The organism is Vibrio lamellibrachiae, from assembly GCF_050337265.1.
Classification (GTDB): domain Bacteria; phylum Pseudomonadota; class Gammaproteobacteria; order Enterobacterales; family Vibrionaceae; genus Vibrio; species Vibrio kyushuensis.
The window spans coordinates 131074-154819 of sequence record NZ_JAKJSU010000004.1 but is presented as its reverse complement, the minus strand read 5'-3'; the positions used below and the strand labels follow the sequence as shown (position 1 = coordinate 154819).

At 42.4% G+C, this 23746-nt stretch carries 19 protein-coding genes; 7 read left to right on the top strand and 12 right to left on the bottom strand.

Annotated elements, in window-relative coordinates; translation table 11 throughout:
• Nucleotides 1-11: 11 nt before the first annotated feature.
• The 9 genes from L4C54_RS00890 to L4C54_RS00850 form a co-directional block, all read right to left on the bottom strand.
• Nucleotides 12-428: a hypothetical protein gene (locus tag L4C54_RS00890; RefSeq protein WP_428806716.1), complete on the bottom strand. Its 417-nt coding sequence runs from the start codon at nt 426-428 to the stop codon at nt 12-14.
• Nucleotides 412-1476: a formate dehydrogenase subunit gamma gene (locus L4C54_RS00885; protein ID WP_428806715.1), complete on the bottom strand. Its 1065-nt coding sequence runs from the start codon at nt 1474-1476 to the stop codon at nt 412-414. Before L4C54_RS00885 ends, L4C54_RS00890 begins: the two co-directional genes overlap by 17 nt.
• Before the next feature lie 14 nt (nt 1477-1490).
• Nucleotides 1491-2099: a formate dehydrogenase FDH3 subunit beta gene (fdh3B, locus tag L4C54_RS00880; RefSeq protein ID WP_428802019.1), complete on the bottom strand. Its 609-nt coding sequence runs from the start codon at nt 2097-2099 to the stop codon at nt 1491-1493.
• A gap of 11 nt (nt 2100-2110) precedes the next feature.
• Entirely contained in the window at nt 2111-4966 is a 2856-nt protein-coding gene (locus tag L4C54_RS00875; RefSeq protein ID WP_428806714.1) for a formate dehydrogenase subunit alpha, read from the bottom strand.
• A gap of 11 nt (nt 4967-4977) precedes the next feature.
• Nucleotides 4978-5190 (bottom strand): twin-arginine translocation signal domain-containing protein, encoded by a 213-nt coding sequence (locus tag L4C54_RS00870; protein WP_428806713.1) that lies wholly within the window; start codon nt 5188-5190, stop codon nt 4978-4980.
• Between the two features lie 111 nt (nt 5191-5301).
• Nucleotides 5302-5925: a TorD/DmsD family molecular chaperone gene (locus L4C54_RS00865; protein WP_428806712.1), complete on the bottom strand. Its 624-nt coding sequence runs from the start codon at nt 5923-5925 to the stop codon at nt 5302-5304.
• A 9-nt stretch (nt 5926-5934) separates the two neighbouring features.
• The gene (locus L4C54_RS00860; protein WP_428806711.1) at nt 5935-7602 is read right to left on the bottom strand and encodes a 4Fe-4S binding protein; all 1668 of its coding nucleotides are present in this window, start codon (nt 7600-7602) and stop codon (nt 5935-5937) included.
• Between the two features lie 180 nt (nt 7603-7782).
• Nucleotides 7783-8433, bottom strand: coding sequence for a DUF3306 domain-containing protein (locus L4C54_RS00855; RefSeq protein WP_428806710.1), 651 nt, complete (start codon nt 8431-8433; stop codon nt 7783-7785).
• Nucleotides 8423-8908: a DUF3305 domain-containing protein gene (locus L4C54_RS00850; protein ID WP_428806709.1), complete on the bottom strand. Its 486-nt coding sequence runs from the start codon at nt 8906-8908 to the stop codon at nt 8423-8425. The genes L4C54_RS00855 and L4C54_RS00850 overlap by 11 nt, the downstream gene beginning before the upstream one ends.
• Before the next feature lie 100 nt (nt 8909-9008).
• On the opposite strand from L4C54_RS00850, the gene L4C54_RS00845 reads away from it, so the two are divergent.
• Nucleotides 9009-9842 (top strand): formate dehydrogenase accessory sulfurtransferase FdhD, encoded by an 834-nt coding sequence (locus tag L4C54_RS00845; RefSeq protein WP_428802026.1) that lies wholly within the window; start codon nt 9009-9011, stop codon nt 9840-9842.
• 261 nt (nt 9843-10103) lie between these two features.
• Nucleotides 10104-11990 (top strand): methyl-accepting chemotaxis protein, encoded by a 1887-nt coding sequence (locus L4C54_RS00840; RefSeq protein ID WP_428806708.1) that lies wholly within the window; start codon nt 10104-10106, stop codon nt 11988-11990.
• 87 nt (nt 11991-12077) lie between these two features.
• Here L4C54_RS00840 and L4C54_RS00835 read toward each other — a convergent pair whose 3' ends face one another.
• Complete coding sequence (locus tag L4C54_RS00835; RefSeq protein ID WP_428802028.1) at nt 12078-13664, bottom strand: ABC-F family ATPase; 1587 nt, start codon at nt 13662-13664, stop codon at nt 12078-12080.
• Nucleotides 13665-13969: 305 nt separating this feature from the next.
• Between L4C54_RS00835 and L4C54_RS00830 the strand changes: the two genes are divergently transcribed.
• The 3 genes from L4C54_RS00830 to L4C54_RS00820 all read left to right on the top strand — a co-directional run bounded on the left by L4C54_RS00830 (nt 13970) and on the right by L4C54_RS00820 (nt 18315).
• The gene (locus L4C54_RS00830) at nt 13970-16315 is read left to right on the top strand and encodes an AAA family ATPase (protein ID WP_428806707.1); all 2346 of its coding nucleotides are present in this window, start codon (nt 13970-13972) and stop codon (nt 16313-16315) included.
• Between the two features lies 1 nt (nt 16316).
• Nucleotides 16317-17195 carry a mechanosensitive ion channel family protein gene (locus tag L4C54_RS00825; RefSeq protein WP_428806706.1) on the top strand — a complete coding sequence of 293 codons (879 nt, stop codon included), beginning with the start codon at nt 16317-16319 and terminating at the stop codon, nt 17193-17195.
• Nucleotides 17196-17328: 133 nt separating this feature from the next.
• Complete coding sequence (locus tag L4C54_RS00820) at nt 17329-18315, top strand: sensor domain-containing diguanylate cyclase (RefSeq protein WP_428806705.1); 987 nt, start codon at nt 17329-17331, stop codon at nt 18313-18315.
• A gap of 34 nt (nt 18316-18349) precedes the next feature.
• Here L4C54_RS00820 and L4C54_RS00815 read toward each other — a convergent pair whose 3' ends face one another.
• On the bottom strand, nt 18350-20398 hold the full coding sequence (locus L4C54_RS00815; RefSeq protein WP_428807380.1) for a sensor histidine kinase: 2049 nt from the start codon (nt 20396-20398) through the stop codon (nt 18350-18352).
• Between the two features lie 40 nt (nt 20399-20438).
• Nucleotides 20439-21890, bottom strand: a complete 1452-nt coding sequence (locus L4C54_RS00810; RefSeq protein WP_428806704.1) for a sigma-54-dependent transcriptional regulator — start codon at nt 21888-21890, stop codon at nt 20439-20441.
• Nucleotides 21891-22135: 245 nt separating this feature from the next.
• Here L4C54_RS00810 and L4C54_RS00805 point away from each other — a divergent pair, with 245 nt between their 5' ends.
• On the top strand, nt 22136-22948 hold the full coding sequence (locus L4C54_RS00805; protein ID WP_428806703.1) for an ABC transporter substrate-binding protein: 813 nt from the start codon (nt 22136-22138) through the stop codon (nt 22946-22948).
• 92 nt (nt 22949-23040) lie between these two features.
• Complete coding sequence (locus tag L4C54_RS00800; protein ID WP_428806702.1) at nt 23041-23739, top strand: ABC transporter permease; 699 nt, start codon at nt 23041-23043, stop codon at nt 23737-23739.
• Nucleotides 23740-23746: the final 7 nt, after the last annotated feature.

Here is a 23746-nt window from a genome sequence, read left to right as displayed (position 1 = left end):
TCTAGCATCTACTACAGATTAGGGCCTTTCGTTGGCTGATGAGGAAGATTCGCTTTAAGCTGTTTCATCCCTTTAAACATGCGATAGAACCAAACGATAATGGCTAAAGCGGCAAACACCATACCAACAATAGGAATAATGTAAGCAATACTGTCGAGCATCGAGCTTTTATACCAGTAGTCATTAATACCAATTAAAACACCGTTTGACGTAGCAATGGTCACGATCAACACGACGAAGAAAGTAAGGTTTAGAAAGAAACTCCGGATCAATCCATAGTAGTGAGAGTTAACGACTTCAGAGTCTTCCCCCTTATCTAAACGGTACCCGGCATAGACAATCGCAACGACACCTGAGAGCAAGCAAGTTAGCGGCGTAAACAAGCTAGCGACATAAGCAAACCATATACCGTTATGATGTTTGTTCATTATTTCTCCCCTGCTTACTATGTTCTTCTACTGAACTCTCTTTTACGTTTTCAGACATGACTTCTTCATACCAGATATCGTGATGTTCTTTGGCCCATGTTTCATCAACCTCACCTGTTACCATCGCTTCCAACGCTCCTTCCATACCAAAAAGACCGATATAGATGTGAAAAACGAAGCCACAGATCAAAATCAGTGCTGACAACATGTGAACAAGGTTAGAAAGCTCCATATCTCGACGAGTCTGGCCAAATATAGGGAAATCCAGAACTAAGCCACTGAATGCGGCGATTGAGCCTGCCACAATCAATAACCAAAAGAGCGCCTTTTCACCCGCATTAGAGAACTCTGCTGAAGGATGAGAACCTTTATGTTTGCCAACCATTCCGCCTAATTTCATGAACCATGTAATATCGACTCGACTGAAGATAGACTTTCGCCACCACTTAAACAAAATCAGTATAAGCAGCACGCCAAACAAAGGACCTAAATAGTTGTGGTATTGCTTGGCGAGCATGATGACGAAGCCCCATAGCTCTGTTGGCACGTAAGGTTTTAGAAAGTGCTTACCATAAACGAGCATGAGCCCACTAAATGCTAGGGTCAAAAACGTAAATGCCATACTCCAATGAAGCGCTCTATCCAAGCGACTCCAACGCTTAATCTTTCTGCCTGTGCGAGGCTTACTCAACATAACAGGGCCAACAACAAGATAAGCAAGGATAACCACTGAGATGCTACCAAAAATAGCAATGGCCCCAGCGGGAGACATCCACTTCTCTTTCAATATGTACCATGTTTGACCTGGTGTACTGATCAATACACCGTGCTCAGGTGATTGAGAAGTCGTATAACCTTCTTCCCCTTGCCTTACTTGACGCCAGAAATCTGCACCTGCTAACTGAGTGATTTCTCGCTCAGAAACACTTGGCCTCGCATTATTACTGTTACTCGTCTCCTCGGCGTGAACTGATGAAGACAAGCTGAGCAGCAATGCTGTCATTACCGACAGCACTACAAGAGAGGTACGCTTAAAACGTTTGAACATATCCCTCTCCATTTTTAGCTTTTAGTCGCATCAAACGCTAGGTCTTCGCCGTTTGTCCAACCTGCGTCTTTCGCACCACGCTCTACGACACGTTGACGGAAGATCTCAGAGACTTTGTTAGCATCACCTGCAATCAGCGCTTTGGTGGAACAAAGAGACGCACACATAGGTAGCTTTCCTTCAGCGATACGGTTTGCACCGTATTTCTGACGCTCTTCTTCTGAACCACTTTCGGTTTCTGGCCCGCCTGCGCAGAAAGTACATTTGTCCATCTTGCCACGTTCACCAAACGCACTCTGTTTAGGAAATTGTGGAGCGCCAAATGGGCAAGCAAACAGACAGTATCCACAACCAATACAGAGATCTTTATTGTGTAAAACAACCCCATCTTCAGTTCTTTCAAAACAGTCTGCCGGGCATACCGCCATACAAGGTGCATCAGTACAATGCATACACGCGACAGAGATAGAGTTTTCACCCGGTTCACCGTCATTCAAGGTAACAACGCGGCGACGTTGGATTCCCCACTCTAAAGCATCATCATTTTCATTTTTACACGCAGTGACACAACCATTACATTCGATGCAGCGCTTGGTGTCACAAAGGAATTTCATATTAGCCATCTTTATTACTCCTAAGCTTTACGAATGTTACAAAGAGTCACTTTAGTTTCCTGCATTTGCGTCACAGGGTCATAACCGTATGTGGTCGCAATGTTAGCTGATTCTCCAATTACGTATGGGTCAGTGCCTTCTGGGTACTTGTCCCGTAAATCTTCACCTTGGAATTTTCCACCAAAGTGGAACGGAATAAACGCAAGCCCCGGTTTAACTCGGCGTGTGACCATGGCTTTAACATGTATACGCCCTTTTTCTGCGCCTTCTACCCAAACCATATCACCGTCTTTAAAGCCAAGATCGTTAGCATCTTTCGGGTTAACTTCTACAAACATCTCTTGTTGAAGCTCAGCAAGCCAAGGGTTAGAACGTGTCTCTTCACCGCCACCTTCGTACTCAACCAAACGACCAGAAGTTAGAATGATTGGGTACTCTTTTGACTTATCTTGATCTTGAATTGATTTGTACATTGTTGGTAGACGATAGATTGATTCACTGTCATCCCAAGTCGGATAATCAGTGACAAGGTCACGTCTTGGTGTGTAGAGAGGCTCTCTGTGTAGAGGTACTCGATCTGGGAACGTCCATACAATGGCACGCGCTTTCGCATTACCAAACGGCATACAACCGTGCTTTATTGCTACGCGTTGAATTCCACCAGATACATCCGTTTTCCAGTTTTTACCTTCAGCAGCGGCTTTTTCTGTTTCGGTAAGATCATCCCACCAGCCAAGTTGTTTCAATAGCTTATCGCTAAACTCAGGGTAACCATCTTGCAGCTCGCAATCTTTCGAGTAGCTGTCTTCAGCAAGCAAGCTTTTTCCTTCAAACTCAACGCCAAAACGCGCTCTAAAGTTACCTCCACCTTGTGCAACCGGTTTTGATGTATCGTAAAGAATATGAGTGCCTGGGTGTTTCATTTCAGGCGTACCCCAACACGGCCAAGGTAGACCGTAGGTTTCCCCGTGAACAGGGCCACCTTCTGCTTCCAATGACGTTTTATGGAACGTGTGCCAGTTCATCGTATGCGCTTTGATACGTTCAGGGCTTTGTCCTGTGTAACCGATAGTCCACATCCCTTTATTAAATTCACGGGTTATATCTTCAATAACAGGTTGGTTGTTTTCAACTTTGATGTGCTTGAACAATTGATCTGAAAAACCAAGCTTCTTGCTGAGCAAGAACATGATTTCGTGATCCGGTTTAGATTCAAATAGCGGTGGGATCACTTGCTCTCGCCACTGGAGTGAACGATTAGATGCGGTAACCGATCCTGTTGTTTCGAATTGAGTTGTAGCAGGTAGTAGATAAACGCCATCAGTACGGTCATTCATTACGGCCGCAACGGTTGGATATGGATCAACAATGACCATCATGTCGAGCTTCTGCATTGCGGTTTTCATTTCAACACCACGAGTTTGCGAGTTTACTGCGTGCCCCCAGTAGAACATGGCACGAATGTTATCGTTTTGCTCAATGTTACTTTTATCTTCAAGTACACCATCAATCCAACGGGATACGGGAATACCCATATTGTTCATCGGTAACTTGCCGCGATACTTATTCTGATCGAAACGATCTTTGACCCATTGATGATCAAGATCCCAAATACCAGCCCAGTGTTTCCAAGAGCCATCAGCCAAACCGTAGTAGCCAGGTAGTGTATGAGAAAGCACACCCAGATCCGTTGCACCTTGTACGTTATCGTGACCACGGAAAATGTTAGCACCACCTCCTGACTTGCCCATATTGCCAAGTGCAAGCTCTAGAATGCAGTATGCACGAGTGTTGTTGTTGCCCGTCGTATGTTGAGTACCACCCATACACCAAACCACACAGCCCGGACGGTTTTCAGATAAGAGTTTGGCGGTTTGGTAAACTTCTTCTTCAGAAATACCGGTTACACGTTCAACTTCTTCAGGTGTCCACTTAGCAACTTCTTCTTGAACCTCTTCCATTCCAAAGACACGTTGGCGAATGAACTCTTTATCTTCCCATTTGTTTTCGAATACGTGCCACAACACGCCCCAAATGAAAGCAACATCAGAGCCCGGACGAAGTGAAACATAATGGTCTGCTTTTGCAGCAGTACGAGTGCGACGAGGATCCGCGACCACAATCTTACAGTTGTTCTTCTCTTTTGCGATTAAGATGTGTTGCATTGCGACTGGGTGAGCTTCCGCGGGGTTTGAACCGATGAAAAGCATCGACTTACAGTTATGCATGTCATTAAAGGAGTTGGTCATCGCACCGTAGCCCCACGTGTTTGCTACACCGGCTACTGTGGTTGAGTGACAAATACGTGCTTGGTGGTCAACGTTATTAGTTCCCCATAACGATGCCATTTTACGGAACATATACGCTTGTTCGTTATTATGCTTGGCACTACCTAACCAATAAATTGAATCCGGACCAGACTCTTTGCGGATCTCTAGCGTCTTGTTTCCGATTTCTTCAATCGCTTGATCCCAAGAAAGCTTCTTCCATTTACCATTTTCAAGCTTCATTGGGTATTTTAGACGACGTTCGCCATGACCATGCTCACGTAAGGCGGCACCTTTGGCACAGTGACCACCAAGGTTAAACGGATGGTCAAAAGCGGGTTCTTGCCCTGTCCAAACGCCATTTTGAACCTCGGCATAGATACCACAGCCTACTGAACAGTGAGAACATATAGTACGTTTGATTTCGGTTTTAGCTTCAGGATCAACAGATTTCGCTTCGGCTTTTTTCATCATTCCCGGAACAAAAAGTGATGCACCAGCAACTGCTCCACCAGCCGCGAGTGTAGAGTTCTTCATGAAAGCCCGACGACTGACGCCAAATTGATTCTCTTTTTTCGTTACGCTATCGGAGCGCTTTGTTAGTTTCATTAGTTTGGCTCCTATAGTGAATCGTAGTAATCGCGAATGTGTTGAGTCTCGTGATAACCATCAGTTGTACTTTGAGGCTCTGTAATAACTTCTTCTTTAGCAGAGGCTGCTGTACTTGTTCCTGCTACCACTGCGCCTACTACGGCTGCTGTTGTCATGCCTTTTATCAGATCTCGACGACTGGTATCGACCGTGTCTTTCTCTGTTTTGCTTTTGTTATTCATCCATTGCTTCCTTACGTGCTTAACCTAGATAGATGCGGGTGAACGCTTTAGCGTCTCTTTGTTAATCACCGCATACTTTACGTTTAGTTACCTGTTGAGTTATCCGCTGAATTAAAGTGAGTTACTGATGTTATTTACGTTGATGCTTAACTTACTTTTCGCACCTGCAATTTTTTGGCTAAATCTAACTTGTTCAATGTGCAGAAATGCCTCTAGTAATTGCGCGGCTTTTAAATAGAACTGCGCATGCTTGGCTTGGTTGATTTGCTCACTAAATGACAAATACCAAGGTGCTAAATGCGTATTAAAAAAGGCCTGTTGTTGGCTTTCATCTTCTTGAGTTAATACCGCCATTACTTCACACAATGCTGAAATGTGATCTTCGGGCTCTTTAACTGTCTCATCACGCTCTAAGCCCAGTACTTGAAGATCATGTCGAAGTATTGCTAACGGCTTTTCCATTAATGAGCCAGTCATGTGCCATGAACCAAATAAAACAACTTCACCCCGGCCTATTCCGATAAAAAGATCCTGATACTCTTCGCTTACCGCTTCGATATTTACTGCATTGGCTGCCTGTTTAATCGCAAGCCAAGCTTGTTGCATGATGCTGTCTTCTGCTTCTATTTCTATCGTCGACAGAAATTCAATCAGCTCTGCAGTTGGCGGCTGACGAAATAGTGTTGAAAGTAGCAGATAGATATCAGCACGCAGGGTTTGATATTGGTTATCCAAAGCGTTCTCCTAATATTTCAATTGTTTAGTTGGGTCGTCTGCCATGACTTCAAACACATCACGGACACGGCAGTCTTCACACATAGCAATACGATTGATTGATGCCTCATCAGAGAATTGAGAGTGACCGCGTAACTTATCTTGCAGCATTGTTATCATAGACTGTGGAGCAAATGGTTTTTGACAGCGTAAACACTCGGCTGGTTTTTCATGATGAAGAACACGAGGCTGAATACGTGACGCTCGATCCCAATTGATTTGTGGTGCAAGAGATAATGCCGATTCAGGACACGCTTTTTCACACATGCCACATTGAATGCAGTCTTGCTCGACAAAATTAAGTGACGGGCTATCACCATCATGATGTAGTGCTCGAGTAGGACAGACTGCTACGCACGCCATGCACAGTGTGCAATCCTTTGTTTCACAATTGATGCTTCCGTAAGGAGCACTACTCGGTAAAACGGTAACCGATTCTGCTGGATTACGATCGACCGCTAGCGCATCCAGTGATTGAAATAGACGGGCTCGTTTTGATCCTGAAAGCTCACCTATTGCAGGGATAAGTTTCTCAGTTAGTAGAGTTGGCTTTTCATCTCGCAGAGATTCCAAGTAAAGGATGTCAATACAGCTGCTTTCAATGCCCAGAGGCTCTAATAATGATTGAGCCATCGCCACTTCTTTGGTTAGAACTCGAAGTATGGTTTGAGGCATATGTCGACTCGCAGCAAATAGAACCTGAGTTGCGCCATTAACCAGTGCTGTGAACCAAGTATCAATACCGACAGAGGGTAGCTCTTCGACCACAATAGGTAGAACATTGTCAGGTAACGCTTTAAGTGCCATTAACGTATAGGCTTCGTGGCGTTCACTACAAAATAGAACGATTGGCGTAGTCCCGCCCGCTTTCTGATAGTTAGCTAGGGTTCGTTCAACGAACTTTTGGGTATCTTCTGGATTTGGTAATGCGTAACGGATGGCTTCTGTCGGACAGGATGTTGCACATGTTCCGACACCCTGACATAAATAAGGGTTAATCTCGATGTTGTAACCTGTTTTGTCGCTACCTTTACTTTGTAATGCGCCAGCTGGACATGCATCTACACATCGGTCACACCCTTTCACACCGCGTGAACTATGGGCACACAAATCGGTATCAAGTCGGAAGTATTTGGGTTTATCAAAGGTTCCCATAAGCGTAGGGATTTCGGTTAATGCCTCTTGCATCGTTGGATAGCCACGTCCGACGGGGTAATAACCGGGTACGGGAACTTCTTCTTTCATAACCCCCGTTAGCGAAAGATCCAGAATAATGTCAAAACAGTCTTGGTTGACCGCAATTTCAGCAAGATTGCTACTAAAAAGGTTGGAGTCCAAAGTAATGCTGACTTGGAAAGCCCCTAGAAAGCCAGAGATCTCAACAGACCGTGAAAAGTAAATGTCATCGGACTTCCCCTTCTCACCATCAGTAGACAATAGCGTCACCGACGCCATACTACTCAGCTGCTTAGCGGTGGACTGTATAATTTCTGTTGGGCCAAGGATGAGCGTATGCCCACCACTTTCATAACTAACGGTAGGCGGAATTAGATTGGTTAATTCAACGGTATTTTCAATAGCATAGCTACGAGCTTTACCATTGGTCGATATGGATTGTTGTAATAATTGTTTTAACATTGCTCAGTTCCATGTGAGAACAGGTAGTCACATGCACTGCATTGCAATTTACATTCCAACTATTTTATCAATAAATATCAGTGATTTAACAATTTATTGAGGGCTTTGTATCATATCCCAATGAAGGTGGGACATAATGTCCCAGTCTTTATTCTACGATACGGTACAAATTGTACCTATTTATGTAGGGTTATTATCTGTGGTGTGGGCACCTTTTGAAACGGAGTGACTTTCTAGGTTAGATTCGTCGTCCGTTTCGTTTTGTGTCGACGATAGATCGAGTTCACTTGTTTGCTCTAATTCCTCGGGCTCAATCGACTCGTTACCATCTAGCTGTTCAGGATGGGTAGAACAAAGCTCTTCTTCTATTGTGGGTTCACCCACCTCTGATGACTCACTGCTACACGGTGCTTCAGAATCATTTACCCACTCTCTCAGCGATTGTGCGACTTCACTTGTTAGGCTTTTTACCGAACTGTAGTCATGGTCATAATCATTTAGTGCGTCAACCTGATTAAATTCCTCAGACATAAAGAGCTTTCTTAATGCGGCTTTTTTTATTAGAGGGTCAACATCACTGAGAAGCATAGCGGAAATCGAAGGCTCACTCTCTGACAAGGCACCGTCTTCTAACGGTTCTATGTTATCTGTAGGCTCTTCTAAAACATCTAACTCTGTTGATTGAACACAGACATTATCGGCTTCATCAACGGTGTGTTCAGTTGCTAGTGAAGTGGGTTGTGTACTAACTCCATCACTATTTAGTGGTGACTCTCGCTCTTCTTCGCTGAGTTTTCTCTTTGACCACCTTGAAATGAAATTAGTTGCCACTGGCTCGCCCCGCTCCTTTACGTTTCTTACGTCGCTGTTCGATGAGTTCGCCATGTCTACCGATGTAAGCCTCCATCCACGCTTGTACTGCTAAAGGCATGTCACAAGACAGAACAAGGTAATCCCCGTCCATGTATTGGCCAGCAACACCTTGTGAGGCAGTAATGGTAACGATGGATTGCAAAGATGTTTCGTCTACGTCATCCAATACCAGAAACAGTTTGGGCTGCTTGGAACTCAAGTTAAATCGATAGTCTGTACGCTCATCTTTAAACAACTCTAAAATAGCACTTAGCGTTATATCTTCGCCTGTTCCTTCACTTTCGGTTTGCTTCGTTAACTCAATACCTTTTAATTGCCACTGTGTAGTAGACCAAGCCCCTGTGGTGATCTCATGCAAGGCTAAATGACAATTCAATGGCCATACGTTTTCACTCTTTGCTAATTCTATTACGTCGTTAAGGTTGTTAGACATAGCTCACCTATTTACAGTTAACCTGTTTATTATTGTATTCTTGGCATGATAAAAGCAATAATTACGCCAGTTATCAAATTTCAACAAACAGGAACTTAGTGTGGTTAAGCCTAAAATTATAAAAACAACAGAAAACCCATTGCAGACAATGGAAGTTGAAGTATTCGATGAATACGGTGAGAAGCTTGTAAAGCAGATTGCATGCGAGCGTCCTCTTACCGTTATGCTTAACTGGAAAGAAATCGTTACCTTAATGACGCTTGGCTCTCGTCCTGAGTCATTGGTGTTGGGCTATTTAAAAAACCAAAGCTTTCTGTCTGATCCTGAAGCCATTGAATCCATCATTATCGACTGGGAAACTTACAGCGCGGCCGTCATCACTAAAGAAAATACCGATCATCTTGATAAAGCACTAAAGAAAAAAACGGTTACTTCAGGGTGTGGTCAAGGCACCATGTATGGCAACGTGATGAAGCAACTAGAGGATTATAAGGTTCCTCAAGTTTCCATTAAGCAGTCTGAGATCTATTCTGCACTAGAAGCGTTAACTCATTATAACGATACTTACAAAAAAGCAGGGGCCGTCCATGGCTGCGCTGTGTGTAATGCCAATGAGGTACTCTCCTTTGTAGAAGATGTAGGTAGACATAACGCGGTTGATACGTTGGCCGGAGAGCTGTGGCTTAACCAGCAAACAGGTGAAGATAAAATTTTCTATACAACGGGTCGTCTAACTTCTGAAATGGTCATTAAGGTTGCTCAGATGGGTATACCAACGTTACTTTCAAGATCGGGCGTCACCCAAATGGGGTTAGATCTTGCTCAGAAATTCGGCATTACCACTATTGCCCGTGCGAAAGGTTTACGCTTTCAAGTCTTTACCGGAGCCGACAAGATAGAGTTTGACGTAAAAGGTCATTTGAAAGACGAGTAACGTCATTTTATTAAAGTATACAAAGGGAGGCTATTGAGCCTCCCTTTTTAATTTCAGCCTTATCAGTACTAGATGCCTATACATTCACTTCGTCACAATAATGGGAATTATTAGCGATTAGTTCAGTATCCGAAGTATTAATTACTCATCACCTTGCATAGGTGAAATTTGGTGCTATTAGTTTAAAAGCCACTGTAACAAAACCGTCATAAAAACATAATATTTGAGTGGCATCAAACGTCAGTTCACCAGGAGTTATCTATGGCTAGGCAACCTATTGTTACCCGTTTAATGCTGTCTCTCTCGATTCGAGCTCAGTTAATCTTAATTACATTTTTCTTACTTATTGGTATTTCAACGTATGCTCTCTATGAGCAATATAGCTTCAATCAGCTCGATCAATTACGACTAGCAGACCACGAAAATCAAAGCAGCGAGGTTGACCTACTGACACTGAGAAGGCATGAAAAGGACTTTTTGGCTCGTCAAACCCCAAAGTACCTTGAACGTTTTGACAAAACGGTCACCACGCTTCAAGACCGAATTCGCAATATTCAGTCGTTACTTGACGATCAAAGTGCTCAAATCATCAAACCAGTAACGCTTTCGCTTGAAACACTGACACTTTATCAGCAACAGTTTCACCAACTTGCAGCGCAATTGCTTACCTTAGGGTCAAAAGACGAAACGGGACTCACCTCTGAGGTAATTAAATCGCGTCACCAGCTTACAGCAGATATTAATCTTCTTGGTGATGCCGAATTACAAGCCGCCTACTCACTACTGCTTAATCAAAATCTTCATTTCTCTGAAAACCCGAATACCGAGTCTTTAAATGCCCTACTTTCAGAACTCAAACGCTTTTCCAATTTGTCCCAGCGATATAGCTTCATTCATGAAGGCGTTAATCGCTACAAAGAAGCGGTTGTCGCGTTAACTGATGGTTACGTCACTATTGGGTTAAGTGCTGACACAGGGTTGCAAGGCGCATTACGAAGTAACGTTCATCGTACTGAAGAAGCTATCCATACGTTACAGGACCAAATAACAGAAATTAACCAAGTTGCCACAGCCGAAGTTACTTTTAAATTACAAGCGATTGGTTTGAGCATCGCACTCATTGTCTCTTCTATGCTGCTTCTTATAGGTAAAAGCATCACTAGGAGAATTGGAAAGATCACTGAGCTGATGAAAGATATATCCGAAGGTAATGGCGATCTAACAGTAAGAATGAATGCCCAGGGCAATGACGAACTGGCTCAGCTAGCCAATTCATTCGATGTCTTTGTTGCCAAGTTGCACAAAAATATCGCTGACATTGCCTCCGTCATGCACACCCTTTCTGATTGCGCTTCAACGTCAGAAAAAGCCGCCAATAAGAGTATGACTAATGCGGAACAACAAAAAATAGAATCAGAATTGGTTGCGACCGCAGTGAATGAGTTGGTGATGACAAGCAACGAGATCACGGCAAATATTGAGAGTGCTGCAGATAACGCGCTTCGAGTAAAAACGGAAGCGGAAAAAAGTATGCAGGTCACACACATTGCAGGAGAAAGTATACAAGCACTCGCGAGCAATATATCGAACTCGCAGCTACTAGTGAATGAGTTGTCAGTTCATAGCCACGAAATAAAGACGGTTATCTCAACCATAACCAGTATTGCAGAGCAGACCAACTTACTCGCTCTAAATGCTGCGATAGAAGCGGCACGTGCCGGAGAGAATGGCCGAGGTTTTGCGGTCGTTGCTGATGAAGTAAGACAGCTCTCTTTGAAAACAAATGAATCAACTAAACAAATTGAAGAGACAATTAATGGTTTGACGTCAGGCGTTGATAGAACGGTAAGTACGATGCAAAGTAGCCTAGAGCAAGTAAATACATCGAATGAACAAACGGTGCTAGCGGTAGAATCGATTCAAAAGATCGTTGATCAAATTTCAGAAGTGTTCGACATGAACGCCCAAATCGCGACGGCGTCTGAAGAGCAGTCAATGGTGTCTGCTGAGATCGATAGGAACATCACTCAAATTGCAGATCTTGCAGGAAGCACAGCATTGCAGGTTTCTAAAACGGGAGAATCAAGTCTAGAAGTGATTAATGTGAGTCATAAGTTACAGGGTATCGTTGGTCAATTCAAATACTAACTAATTGATTAATATTTATAATAAAGCGATCAAAAAAGGCTCCATAGGGAGCCTTTCATTTAGAGGTTAGTTAACAACCAAACTCTATTATGCTTCTCTTGATTTTAAAAGCTCTGCGTACGTGCCACGGAAATCGTTGATTTTGCCATCTTTGATTTCTAGGATACGTGTTGCAAGTGAATCAACAAATACACGGTCATGAGAGACGAAGAACAGTGTTCCTTTGTAATTCTCAAGCGCTAGGTTCAATGCTTCAATTGATTCCATATCCATGTGGTTCGTTGGTTCATCCATTAATAGGATGTTTGGCTTATGCATCATGATTTTACCAAGAAGCATACGACCTTGCTCACCACCAGAGATAACCTTCACTGATTTCTTGATGTCGTCTTGACCAAAGATCATACGGCCTAGGAAACCACGAACAACCTGCTCGTCTTCACCTTCTTGACGCCATTGACTCATCCAATCAAACAGGTTCATCTCTTCTTCAAAATCATGAGCATGATCTTGAGCGTAATAACCGATGTTTGAGTTTTCAGACCACTTGTATTCACCAGTGCGCGGAGCCAATTCACCTGCTAGGGTGTTAAGCAGTGTTGTTTTACCTACGCCATTCTCACCAATGATAGCAACGCGCTCACCGACTTCGAAAATACCATCGAACTTGCTGTAAAGATCTTCTTCAAAGCCTTGAGATAGATTTTCAACAACAAGTGCGTTACGGAAAAGCTCTTTTGATTGCTCAAAGCGAATGAATGGGCTTTGACGGCTAGACGCTTTAACTTCAGCAAGTTGAATCTTATCAATTTGCTTAGCACGAGAAGTGGCTTGTTTTGCTTTAGATGCGTTCGCAGAGAAACGAGAAACGAAAGTTTGAAGCTCAGCGATTTGTGCTTTCTTCTTTGCGTTATCTGTTAATAGACGCTCACGAGCTTGAGTCGCAGCAGTCATGTATTCATCGTAGCTACCAGGGAAAAGGCTAAGCTCGCCGTAATCTAAATCCGCCATATGAGTACATACAGAGTTTAAGAAGTGACGGTCATGCGAGATGATGATCATGGTGCAGTTACGTTGGTTTAACGTCTCTTCAAGCCAAGCGATGGTATCCATATCCAAGTTGTTGGTTGGTTCATCAAGAAGCATGATATGCGGGTCAGCAAATAGAACTTGTGCTAATAGAACACGAAGTTTCCAACCAGGGGCTACTTCACTCATTAATCCAAAGTGTAAGTTCTCTTCGATACCAACAGCTAAAAGCAGCTCACCTGCTTTAGCTTCTGCCATGTAGCCGTCCATTTCAGCGAACTGAACTTCTAGATCAGCCACCTTCATGCCATCTTCTTCGCTCATTTCAGGAAGAGAATAGATGCGGTCACGCTCTAGTTTTACTTCCCAAAGCTCTTTGTAACCCATGATAACGGTATCAATTACAGAAAATTCTTCATAAGCAAACTGGTCTTGGTTTAGCTTAGCAACACGTTCGTTAGGATCGTAGCTAACGTTACCCGAGGTTTGCTCTAGCTCACCGCTAAGAATTTTCATAAAGGTTGATTTACCACAACCATTTGCGCCGATTAGGCCATAGCGGTTGCCTTCGCCAAATTTGACAGAAATGTTTTCAAATAGTGGCTTAGCGCCAAATTGTTGTGTGATATTCGCTGTGGAGATCAAAGCCGTTACCTTTAATTTAATGGAATTTGTATAAACGGCGCAACGTTACTTGTTCACAACCAGAACTGCAAGCGTTGTTTGCTTTAGATCACATAAATTGCAACCGTTGTTCTTCAAAAGAGTGTGTTTGTAAATGTTAGTTTTGAAAGCGTACTGTTAATATAGGTGACGTGTCTCATAAGTGAACCGGACATTCGTCTCCTTTGCGATTAAAGTATCGCGCTTTCTTTAACACTGTGTTTGTTCTTATTTAATAAATATGTGCCTACACTATTAGCTAACCATCTAAGTTTTAAGTGAATTATATGCGTTTCTTGCTACGATTTATCACATTCGTTTTGTTTCTTGTGTCATTGTCTTCTCATGCTAACTGGAATTATGACTTATCCACTTCACAAGCTATTGATGAAACCGCATTATCAATTGCGAATGAAATTAACCAGTTTCCTGAACTACTTTTCATTTCATCAACAGAGCAGCGTAAAGTTAATCAGCTTCTAACTGCAACGGTAGAGCAGCAAGCTAAACATATTCATCAATTCAACAAAATACTGACTTTATATAAAGAAGATAGAACGGACGATCTTTGGCGCCAAACTGAATCTTCATATTTGACACTTAAGAGCTTAAGTCAGAGTAAACAGGCACTTTTATCACTGACAACTGAGCATAATAGAGAGAGACTAATCGGGTTTGGGCCCGATGGCGTCACTCAATTTAAGCAAGAGTGGCAATTAGTCCAAATCAATCTAGATTATTTGGCTTATTTTCAAGTTCGTAGTTTTGGCGTGTTTTTTAGTGATCTATTTATCTCTCCTATTCCTGTTATTTGGGTCGCTTTAAAGGTTTTCGCTATTTACTGCATATTGACCTGGTGGCTAACTAAGAGCTCTAGGATTATCACGCTATTTCGTGAGACTCAGCTAAACAAAACGACCTCTCCTCCCGTTTGGATTCGAACAATATGGTATTTAAGCCGAGCACAACGAGCAATTGCATGGCTCGTTGCCATTACGCTGTCATTACGGGTTCTATCAAGTATACCTAGCTTGGAACATTTAATTTTCTTAGAAATTTTCACCTGGTGGATACTCGGTGGTTCAATTGCGATTAGTTTTATTTTGGAGTTTGTATACCGAAACAGTCGAAGCTCTAGCCCTGAGATGGTTGCGCTACGTTTATCGAGCACTCAACGTTACGTTTGGAGTGCTATCTTTGCCGGTGTAATATTGCAAATTTCACTACGTACACTTGGTGAAGCCACGATCTATCACTGGATTTATAGTGCCCTTTTCTTCTGGTTTATATTGGTTACGCTCTCGGTTCTTCGTCTTTGGAGACCCCATGTATTTTCGATCGTGATTAAACAAACAGATAAACCAGTGTGGCTTAATTGGGCGATTAAACATAAAGACACACTTGCATTAGGAATGTTAGCAACAGCTATTGCGATTGTTTGGATTACAATACACACACTCCAACACCGCATAGTTTCAGCCTTGTCTCAATATACGTTCTTTAGCCAAGCACTTGCCTATTTATTTAAAATAGAGGTTGCGAAGCAAGCTCATAATAGTGATTCACAAACTAGTTTAGTTAGAATTAAAGGCGAGCAAACTTTTAAGTATGTATTACCCGGAAATAACGACAGTACTCTCATCCCTTATGCTCAAAGTGAGTTAAAAATACTGTCTAAGTACCTATTGAGTGATAGTCCTGCAATTTGTGTTGTGTCTGGAGAGAGAGGCGTCGGCGTAACCACGCTACTCAACTCTGTGTTACATCGAGCTAAGAATGCTGAGCCACTCTATCTAAACTGCCCTTACTCAGGATACAAGGAACTACTTGAGCTATTAGCACTTAGCCTTGGTTTAGATGAAACGGCGACCGAAATTCAAATTCTTGCCTTTCTACGTAAGAGTGATACCACTTATTTAATTGCGGTAGATAACGCTCAAAGGCTCGTTAAGCCAATGGTCGGCGGTCTAACAGGTTTGATTCGCCTAACTAATCTATTGAGACGATCTAAAAAGAACCATCGTGTTGTTATGGCTATTGAAAAGTCGAGTTGGCGATTCGTCGATAGAGCCAGAGGGGAACGATTGCTGTTTGACTGGGTTTCGTTTATGCCGCGCTGGAACGAATTACAAATCCAACAACTTCTTGATAGCCGAATCAATCAAGATATAGAACATCCGCTGAGTTTCGACGGCCTTGTTGTTCCAAAGCAATGGGACCAAGAAGATATTACTGAAGAAGAGCGTGCTAAGAAGGGATTTTATCGAATTCTTTGGCATTATTCTGATGGAAACCCAACCGTTGCATTGCGTTTCTTTCGCTTATCACTTAATCGAGATAAAGAAACGGATCAGGTTAAGGTTCGCCTATTCAATGCACCTCAATCACTGGAGCTTGAATCTATGCCCAAGCCAATGCTAGCCGTGATACGTTCAATCGTGCAACTAGAAGTCGCTTCACCAGAAGAACTCTCTGAGTGTACACAGCTAAGTATTGCTGAAGTCATTGGAACACTTCGCTACTTCCAAAGTAGAGGGTTTATTGAGTGGAGCGAAGACAAAGCCCGAGTTTCTGACCACTGGTTCCGCCACATTACCAATGTACTAGACCGTCAACATTTACTGGTGAAGTAACATGATTCGAATACTATTTTTTGTAATAACTGCAATTTTATCCTTCTCTAGCTTCGCAACAGAAGAGATTGCAAATGTTGAAAACATCTCACAGTTTACAAGCTTGATTCGTTGGAGCGGCGTTTTTCTGTCTGCGATTGTGGTCTTGGCAACGTGGATACTGCTTAAATTTATTAACTCAATGGTTGTCAGCATTGGTGGGCAGTTTGTTCAATATCGAATGCTGCTACAAAAACTACAATCGTTTTTGCAGTTCTTCATTTATATGTCAGCTGGTATTTTGGTCTTTATGATGAGCTTTCGAATCAACGACCAGATACTCACACTGATAGGAGGAACACTTGCGGTCTCGGTTGGCTTCGCACTCAAGGACCTTGCCGCTTCATTCATCGCTGGTATGACAGTGATGGTTGACCGTCCATTCCAAGTAGGTGACCGTGTCACATTTGAAGGGAACTATGGGGACATAATTACGATAGGATTGCGTTCTGTTCGTATGCGTACACTGAACGACGATATTATTACCATTCCAAATAACAAATTCTTAAATGAAGTAACGGTCAGCGGGAATTATGGCGCACTCGATATGCAGGTGGTGATCCCCTTCTACATCGGCATGGACGAAGATATTTCATTAGCCAGAGATCTAATACAAGAAGCTGCGTCATCAAGCCGTTATATTCATCTACCAAAACCGGTAGTCGTGCTAGTTAAGCAAACAATTACAGATAACTATTTAGCGATTCAATTAACCTGCAAAGCCTATGTTGTTGATACTGGGTATGAAAAGCTTTTTGAAACCGACATTACACTAAGAGTAATGAAAGAATTTAAAAAGCACGGTATTAACCCGCCTAAAATAGCTTTTACTCAGAGCTAGTTTAATAAAGGCTTCAATTATGAAGCCTTCTTTTTTCTTAGCGCACCAAGTTGACGACTCCCCTTTACTACTGAGCAAACACTACAAGCTCTCCTATAATTAGAATTATTCGTAGTAATATTTTGGTATTCAAATGTTGAACGAACGACACGCTTTGTCAGGGGATACACAAACCATTGTCGACTTGGAGAAATGGCAGCAAAGTGTTGACTTGATGTCTGAGCTTTATGGGTCAGTGAATGGCTCCATTGTCCAATTTCGTAATAATGAATTTAAAGTCGTTGTTACTAGTTGCAATGAAGATAACCATCTCGTTCGAAATGACAGTTGGGATTGGGGCATGAAAAGTTTTTGCCGAGAAATTGTCGAGACAAATAAAGCGCTCTATGTTCATAGCGCGCTGCAGGACAACTACTGGCACGACGCCCCTCCCGTTGTTGAAGGCCCTGTGCGTTCTTATTGTGGCTTGCCCATATATTGGCCTGACGGTTCTTTGTTTGGCACTATCTGTGTTATTGACAATAAATCGAGTGAATATTCATCAACATTATTAAAACTATTAGAGCAGTTTTGCCAGCTCATCACAGCTGACCTTAAAATGCTCAGTGATTTTGAAGAATTAAAAAGCTTAGCACTAACCGATGAATTAACGGGTCTAAATAATCGACGGGGATTAATGATTCTTGGAGAGCAGCGCATCAAAGACGCGACGAGGTCTAAACAAGTTCTCGGGTTAACGTATTTGGATATCGATAACCTTAAGACAATCAATGACCAATTAGGTCACCAAATTGGAGATCATTGTATTTCAGCGCTTGCAAAAGTACTGGAACTGAATTGTCGTGAAAATGATATTAAAGCGCGAGTTGGTGGTGACGAATTTATTATCATCACCCTAATTAATGAAGAAAATGAACGCCCCTATGATCAATCTCTCAACGAGCTTTCTGAACGTATTATCAAGAGCTACCGTTCTATGATTCAAAAATACGATCCTACAAGCTTAACATCTGTTAGTTGTGGAGGGATTACCTTTGAACACCATGAGCTACACAGCCTCGATGAGATGATCAAAAAAGCCGATCATCTGATGTATCAACATAAGCAGAGTAAAGCCTGAATCTATTTAATTCGGAGCCAACAATACAATGCATTTACACGACGCAAACTGATTGAACGTGTTCGACTTGCTTTGGTAGGTACACACTAAATTGACTACCTTTTCCTAGCTCAGATTCCACTTTGATTTCACCACCAGACTGGCTCAATATACTTTGTGATACTGATAGTCCAAGCCCTGTACCGTCTCTTTTGGTGGTATAAAAAGGGTCAAAAACTCGTTTTATCTGCTCAGGGCTAATACCGCATCCTTGATCTTTTACGTGAATAACAGCCCCTTTCAGTTCGCCGTCTTCATACCAGTCATAGGTGGATATTCTTAACTCTCCCTTGCCTTCCATCGAATAAATAGCATTCATTTGAAGGTTTACTAATACTTGTAAAAACTGATGTCGATTTACTTCAACGGCAACATGCGCATTTAGGTCGGCGATAAATGTAATCTGTTTTTTCTTAGAGCCTGTTTTTACTAACGTAACACTCTCTTCCACAATCGGGTTCACATGTTCCCATGTAATTTCGTCTTGAATCCCACCCTGTCGGCTGTATTGAAGCAAACTACGCGTAATGTTTCTAATCCTATCAACCTGTTCTAAAATCGAACTTATCTCTTCTTCAATTTGAGCTGCATTATCACCCAGTTCAAATTTAATCAGTTCTGCATTACCAAGAATAACCGCAGTTGGGTTATTAATTTCATGAGCTATACCCGCAGTTAGTTCCCCTAGTGCGGCGAGCTTTTCATTTGTTACAAGCTTATCCTTGGTTTGATTGAGTAGCGTGATATGGTGCTCTAGTTGAGCTGTTTTCTCTTCAAGGCTTGCCGTCCGTTTTTGAACTTTTAATTCTAGTTCAATGGCTGACTCTTCAATTTGTTCTTTACGTTTTTCTAGTGAGTCGAGCATGTTATCAAACTGTCTCGCAAGCTGAGCTAATTCATGCTTTTCATCCAAACCAATCTCACCAATTCGTTTATCTTTACCAAGCTGTATGAGTTTGACTACTTTGTGTATACGTTCAATTGGCTGAAAGAGATCCCGAGAACCTCTATATACAACATATCCAGACCCAACGAGGATCAGCAAAGTCATTATGCTAACTTCCACAATATTGGTCATATACTCTTTGAAAAACGGCCAAATAAGGTAACCGGTATAGAGCATACCAATGATGTCATCATTGCTGTCTTTAATCGGCTGATAGGCTGTGATGTACCAGGCATCATAAACAAATGCACGATCCACCCATTTATTACCATCGATTAGAACCGCTTTCTCTACCTCGCCTGAAACATTTGTGCCTATGGCGCGGCGGCCACTACGTTGTTCGTCATTACTATCAAGCGGTACATTTGTACTTACCCGAAGTTCATCAAGAAATATTGTTACCGTCCCTTTGGGTCTTCGGTTATCAACGTTGTCGACTGGATAAATGAGATCTCGAATTTGGTCTACGAGCATCGTGCTGTTATTTAGAAGAAGCCCGCCATCGAGGTAGCCGACAATGGTGCCATTTTCATCCCTTATAGGTAAAACTGTACGGCTAACCAAACCTGCACTTTGCATTTGTTCTGAGTTAACCAATGGAATTTCAGCGTCTACTCGGAGCTGTTCATCTAAATAATTCAATTCATCGGCGGTTAGTCGGTCAAAGAATGTTTGGGCTTCCACTGCATGGTTTTCATTTTCGCTGTAGGCAACCATTGAGCGTATTGAAACACTTTGTTCGGACCGGACTGAATGGAAGGTCAGGAAATCAAGTCCATACCGCTGCTTTTGTTGTGATACCCAAGAGCTAAGCTCTTTGTTTGTTAGGGCTGTGTTTGTAAGGGCTTTGTCATCAGCCGATAAGGTTTTTAGGCGAACTCTAAAATCATATGATTCAGCTAAAGAATCAATGTCGTTGGCTTGTTTCTTTTGCAGCAGCGTAATGCTGTTATTGGCAATGCCTAAACGTTCAGACACATCAATTAATGTCGCATTCCACGTGTAATGTATAGACCAATAAACGGTTATCCCAATTAGCGCTACAAGCATTAACAAAATAGGGGCAGACGTTAATATTAACAACCTGTATCGCACCATTGATTTAAACCGAAAGCGCCACTTGGAGAGAAAGGATAAATCACTCGGCATAAGAGATCCCTTCAATTGACCACTCTTTAAACTTTCTCTCTAATGTTTTACGTGCAACGCCCAAATCCCTAGCTGCAGCCGATTTATTGCCATCGTATATCTCAACTATTTTTAGTATATGGGCTCGTTCTACTTCTTTGAGTGTCCATGAACCAGGGTATCCCTCTCCTTGAACGACGTTGCGTTCTTCCAGTTCAGGTAGTTCATTACCACTGGAGACTTGAATAGAAATATGAGGGGCAATCGTCTCGCCATTAAGCTCTCGCCAATAGTGGGCTGGCGGCTTGTCTAATAATAGGCATCGCTCTATTAGGTTTTTGAGTTCACGGATATTACCCGGCCAATCGTAGTCATTAAGTGCGGAAATATCTTCATGTGCCCATTGTGGAATAGGCATTCCAAGTTCATTGGTTAACATGGTCGTAAAATATGGGATTAGATCTTTAAGGTCCGCTTTTCGATCTTTCAATGATGGGACTTCAATCTTTAATACATTGAGGCGATAATAGAGATCTGAACGAAAAAGCCCTTTTTTAACTTCTTCTTCTAAATCACGGTTAGTCGCCGCTACAATTCTCACATCAATGCTGACTTCTCTTTCGCTTCCGACTGGGCGAATGGTTCTTTGCTCAAGCACTCGGAGTAACGAAGCTTGCATCGCCAAAGGCATTTCTCCTATTTCATCAAGAAACAGGGTCCCGCCATTTGCGACTCTAAATAGACCTTCTTTACTCTTCTTTGCTCCCGTAAATGCACCAGATGTATGACCAAAAAGCTCACTAGCCAATAAATCAGGCGCAATAGCCCCACAGTTAATCGGAATAAACGGCCCCTTACGCTGGCTCGCTTCGTGAACTCCGCGGGCAACAAGTTCTTTCCCTGTACCTGATTCGCCTTCAATCAATACTGAAGCGCGTGACGGCGCGAATTGAACAATCATCCGTTTTAACTGTTTGGTTTTATCAGAACTACCAATAATATCCGTTGTGCAATGACGTAAAGCGTCACGACGCAATGCGTAATGCATACGCTCCGCCAATCTCTTCTCCATACAGCGTTGTACGGCTTGCAGCATCTGCTCTAGATTAAAAGGCTTTAATATAAAGTCACTCGCACCGAGTTTGAGTGCACTGATTGCTGTTTCTAAGTCAGCGTAACCCGTCATGAAAATTACATCACAGCGTTTATCAGGGTCAGTAAAGACTTCTTCCCATTCAATCCCTGAGCGTCCCGGTAAATTGATATCTAATATTACCAAGTCGAAATGATTCTCTGTTCTTTTAACTTCCGCTTCTTCGATGCTAGATGCGCAATCGACAATAGAAAACCATTTACTCAATGCTTTCTTTAAAATAGTCTGCATACCTATTTCATCATCAACGATTAGAACGGAAAAGGCATCGTATTTTTGAGTTGTCGCTGGATTAAGTAGTGCAGACATGAAGATCTCGTAGTATGAGCAAAGGTTAAGACAGAGTGTACCAACTTTTGCTCATACTACGATTGCGAATGTGCGACATTTTGTCCTTCCGCATATTATTTGTGCCGCTAAGTTGCTGAAAAAACATTATCAGCAAGCTAAAACCATGATTTATGATAGATTGAAAACTTGGCATTCGATTTGCTTAATGATGCTATGAATTCACTGTATCTATATGTTTTATCAATTAACGGAATAGTATTTTTATGAACATGGTTACTTCAGCTTTCGTTACATTATCAGTTGGTTTGTTTAGCTTCTCATCATTTGCTAATGACGCTCAGCCACATATTCGCTTGGCGACGACAACCAGTACTTATCACTCTGGGTTGCTTAATTATCTACTACCCAAATTTGAAAAAGATACCGGTTATAAAGTCGATGTTGTTGCGGCGGGAACAGGTAAATCACTAAAAATGGGTGAAAATGGTGACGTTGATTTGGTAATGACACACGCACCAAAAGCAGAAGCTTATTTTGTCTCTCAAGGGTTCGGTATTCTTCCTAGAAAACTTATGTACAACGATTTTGTGATTGTTGGACCAGAATCGGATCCAGCTAAAGTTACAAACGAAAAAGATGTACTCAAAGTATTTAGTAAGATTGCTTCAGCGAATGCGACGTTTATTTCTCGTGGTGACGACTCTGGTACGCATAAAAAAGAGAAAGGGCTTTGGGAGCAAAGCAAAATTGAACCAGATTTTGGTGGTTACCGCTCAGTTGGGCAAGGTATGGGGCCAACACTAAACATGGCGTCAGAGATGCAGGGATACACGATGACAGATCGAGGAACATGGCTTGCCTACAATAATACCCTCGATTTGTCTCTTTTGTTCCAAGGTGACAAAAATCTCTTTAATCCATACCAAGTTATTCTCGTTAATCCTGAGCGCTACCCGAGTATTAATCATAAGGGCGCTAAAGTATTTAGTGATTGGTTAATTGACTCTAAAGGGCAAGAACTCATCAATACTTTTAAACTAAACGGTAAGCAGCTTTTTGTTGCTAGCGCTCAGTAGTTCATTAAAATTCAATGAGTTAAGAGCAAGCAAAAAACGACCACATAAGACAAACAACCGATGTTAGATATCTATATGAGAACAGAAAATTAATGAGTCTTTGGCAAACGACGTTGGATGCTCTAGCTCTACTAGTGAGCTTAGACCGAGAATTATGGGAAATCGTTGCGGTTTCCTTCAGTGTGTCGCTATCTGCAATTTCGGTCGTGTTGATCCCCGCTTTATTATTTTCCTTTGTATTAGCGTACACAGAGTTCCGAGGAAAGTGGTTTTTACTCTCAATCATCAATACTCTACAAGCTATCCCCACGGTTGTGATTGGCTTACTTCTTTATATGACGCTTTCTCGATCCGGCCCATTAGGCGATTTTCAGCTGCTATTTAGCCAACGAGCAATGATCATTGGCCAAATGTTGATCTGTTTCCCTGTCTTAGTTTCGATGATGCATGGCGCATTACAGTCGAGTGACCGTCGATCAATTGAAACATCCATAACTCTCGGTGTCTCAATCTACCGTGTGGCTCTTACAAACATATGGGAACTGCGCTTCCCATTAATGGCTGCTGTGGTCGCTGCGTTTTCAAGAATCGTCACTGAAGTTGGCTGCTCTATGATGGTTGGCGGTAACATTATGGGCTTAACGCGAAATATACCGACAGCAATAGCAATGGAAAGTCATAAGGGTGCGTTTGCCCAAGGTGTCGCACTGGGTATCGTGCTATTAACACTTGCTCTAGCGCTGAACTTTTTACTTTCTAGCATGCGTGGCAAAGGCCACCTACGTACTTAAACGAGGC

Bases quoted from the DNA above. Each gene is read 5' to 3' on its own strand.
- fdh3B (WP_428802019.1), bottom strand. From the start codon at position 2,099: ATGGCTAATATGAAATTCCTTTGTGACACCAAGCGCTGCATCGAATGT.
- L4C54_RS00875 (WP_428806714.1), bottom strand. From the start codon at position 4,966: ATGAAACTAACAAAGCGCTCCGATAGCGTAACGAAAAAAGAGAATCAA.
- L4C54_RS00815 (WP_428807380.1), bottom strand. From the start codon at position 20,398: ATGGTGCGATACAGGTTGTTAATATTAACGTCTGCCCCTATTTTGTTA.
- L4C54_RS00840 (WP_428806708.1), top strand. From the start codon at position 10,104: ATGGCTAGGCAACCTATTGTTACCCGTTTAATGCTGTCTCTCTCGATT.
- L4C54_RS00885 (WP_428806715.1), bottom strand. From the start codon at position 1,476: ATGTTCAAACGTTTTAAGCGTACCTCTCTTGTAGTGCTGTCGGTAATG.
- L4C54_RS00810 (WP_428806704.1), bottom strand. From the start codon at position 21,890: ATGTCTGCACTACTTAATCCAGCGACAACTCAAAAATACGATGCCTTT.
- L4C54_RS00805 (WP_428806703.1), top strand. From the start codon at position 22,136: ATGAACATGGTTACTTCAGCTTTCGTTACATTATCAGTTGGTTTGTTT.
- L4C54_RS00830 (WP_428806707.1), top strand. From the start codon at position 13,970: ATGCGTTTCTTGCTACGATTTATCACATTCGTTTTGTTTCTTGTGTCA.
- L4C54_RS00800 (WP_428806702.1), top strand. From the start codon at position 23,041: ATGAGTCTTTGGCAAACGACGTTGGATGCTCTAGCTCTACTAGTGAGC.
- L4C54_RS00890 (WP_428806716.1), bottom strand. From the start codon at position 428: ATGAACAAACATCATAACGGTATATGGTTTGCTTATGTCGCTAGCTTG.
- L4C54_RS00825 (WP_428806706.1), top strand. From the start codon at position 16,317: ATGATTCGAATACTATTTTTTGTAATAACTGCAATTTTATCCTTCTCT.
- L4C54_RS00860 (WP_428806711.1), bottom strand. From the start codon at position 7,602: ATGTTAAAACAATTATTACAACAATCCATATCGACCAATGGTAAAGCT.
- L4C54_RS00870 (WP_428806713.1), bottom strand. From the start codon at position 5,190: ATGAATAACAAAAGCAAAACAGAGAAAGACACGGTCGATACCAGTCGT.
- L4C54_RS00850 (WP_428806709.1), bottom strand. From the start codon at position 8,908: ATGTCTAACAACCTTAACGACGTAATAGAATTAGCAAAGAGTGAAAAC.
- L4C54_RS00820 (WP_428806705.1), top strand. From the start codon at position 17,329: ATGTTGAACGAACGACACGCTTTGTCAGGGGATACACAAACCATTGTC.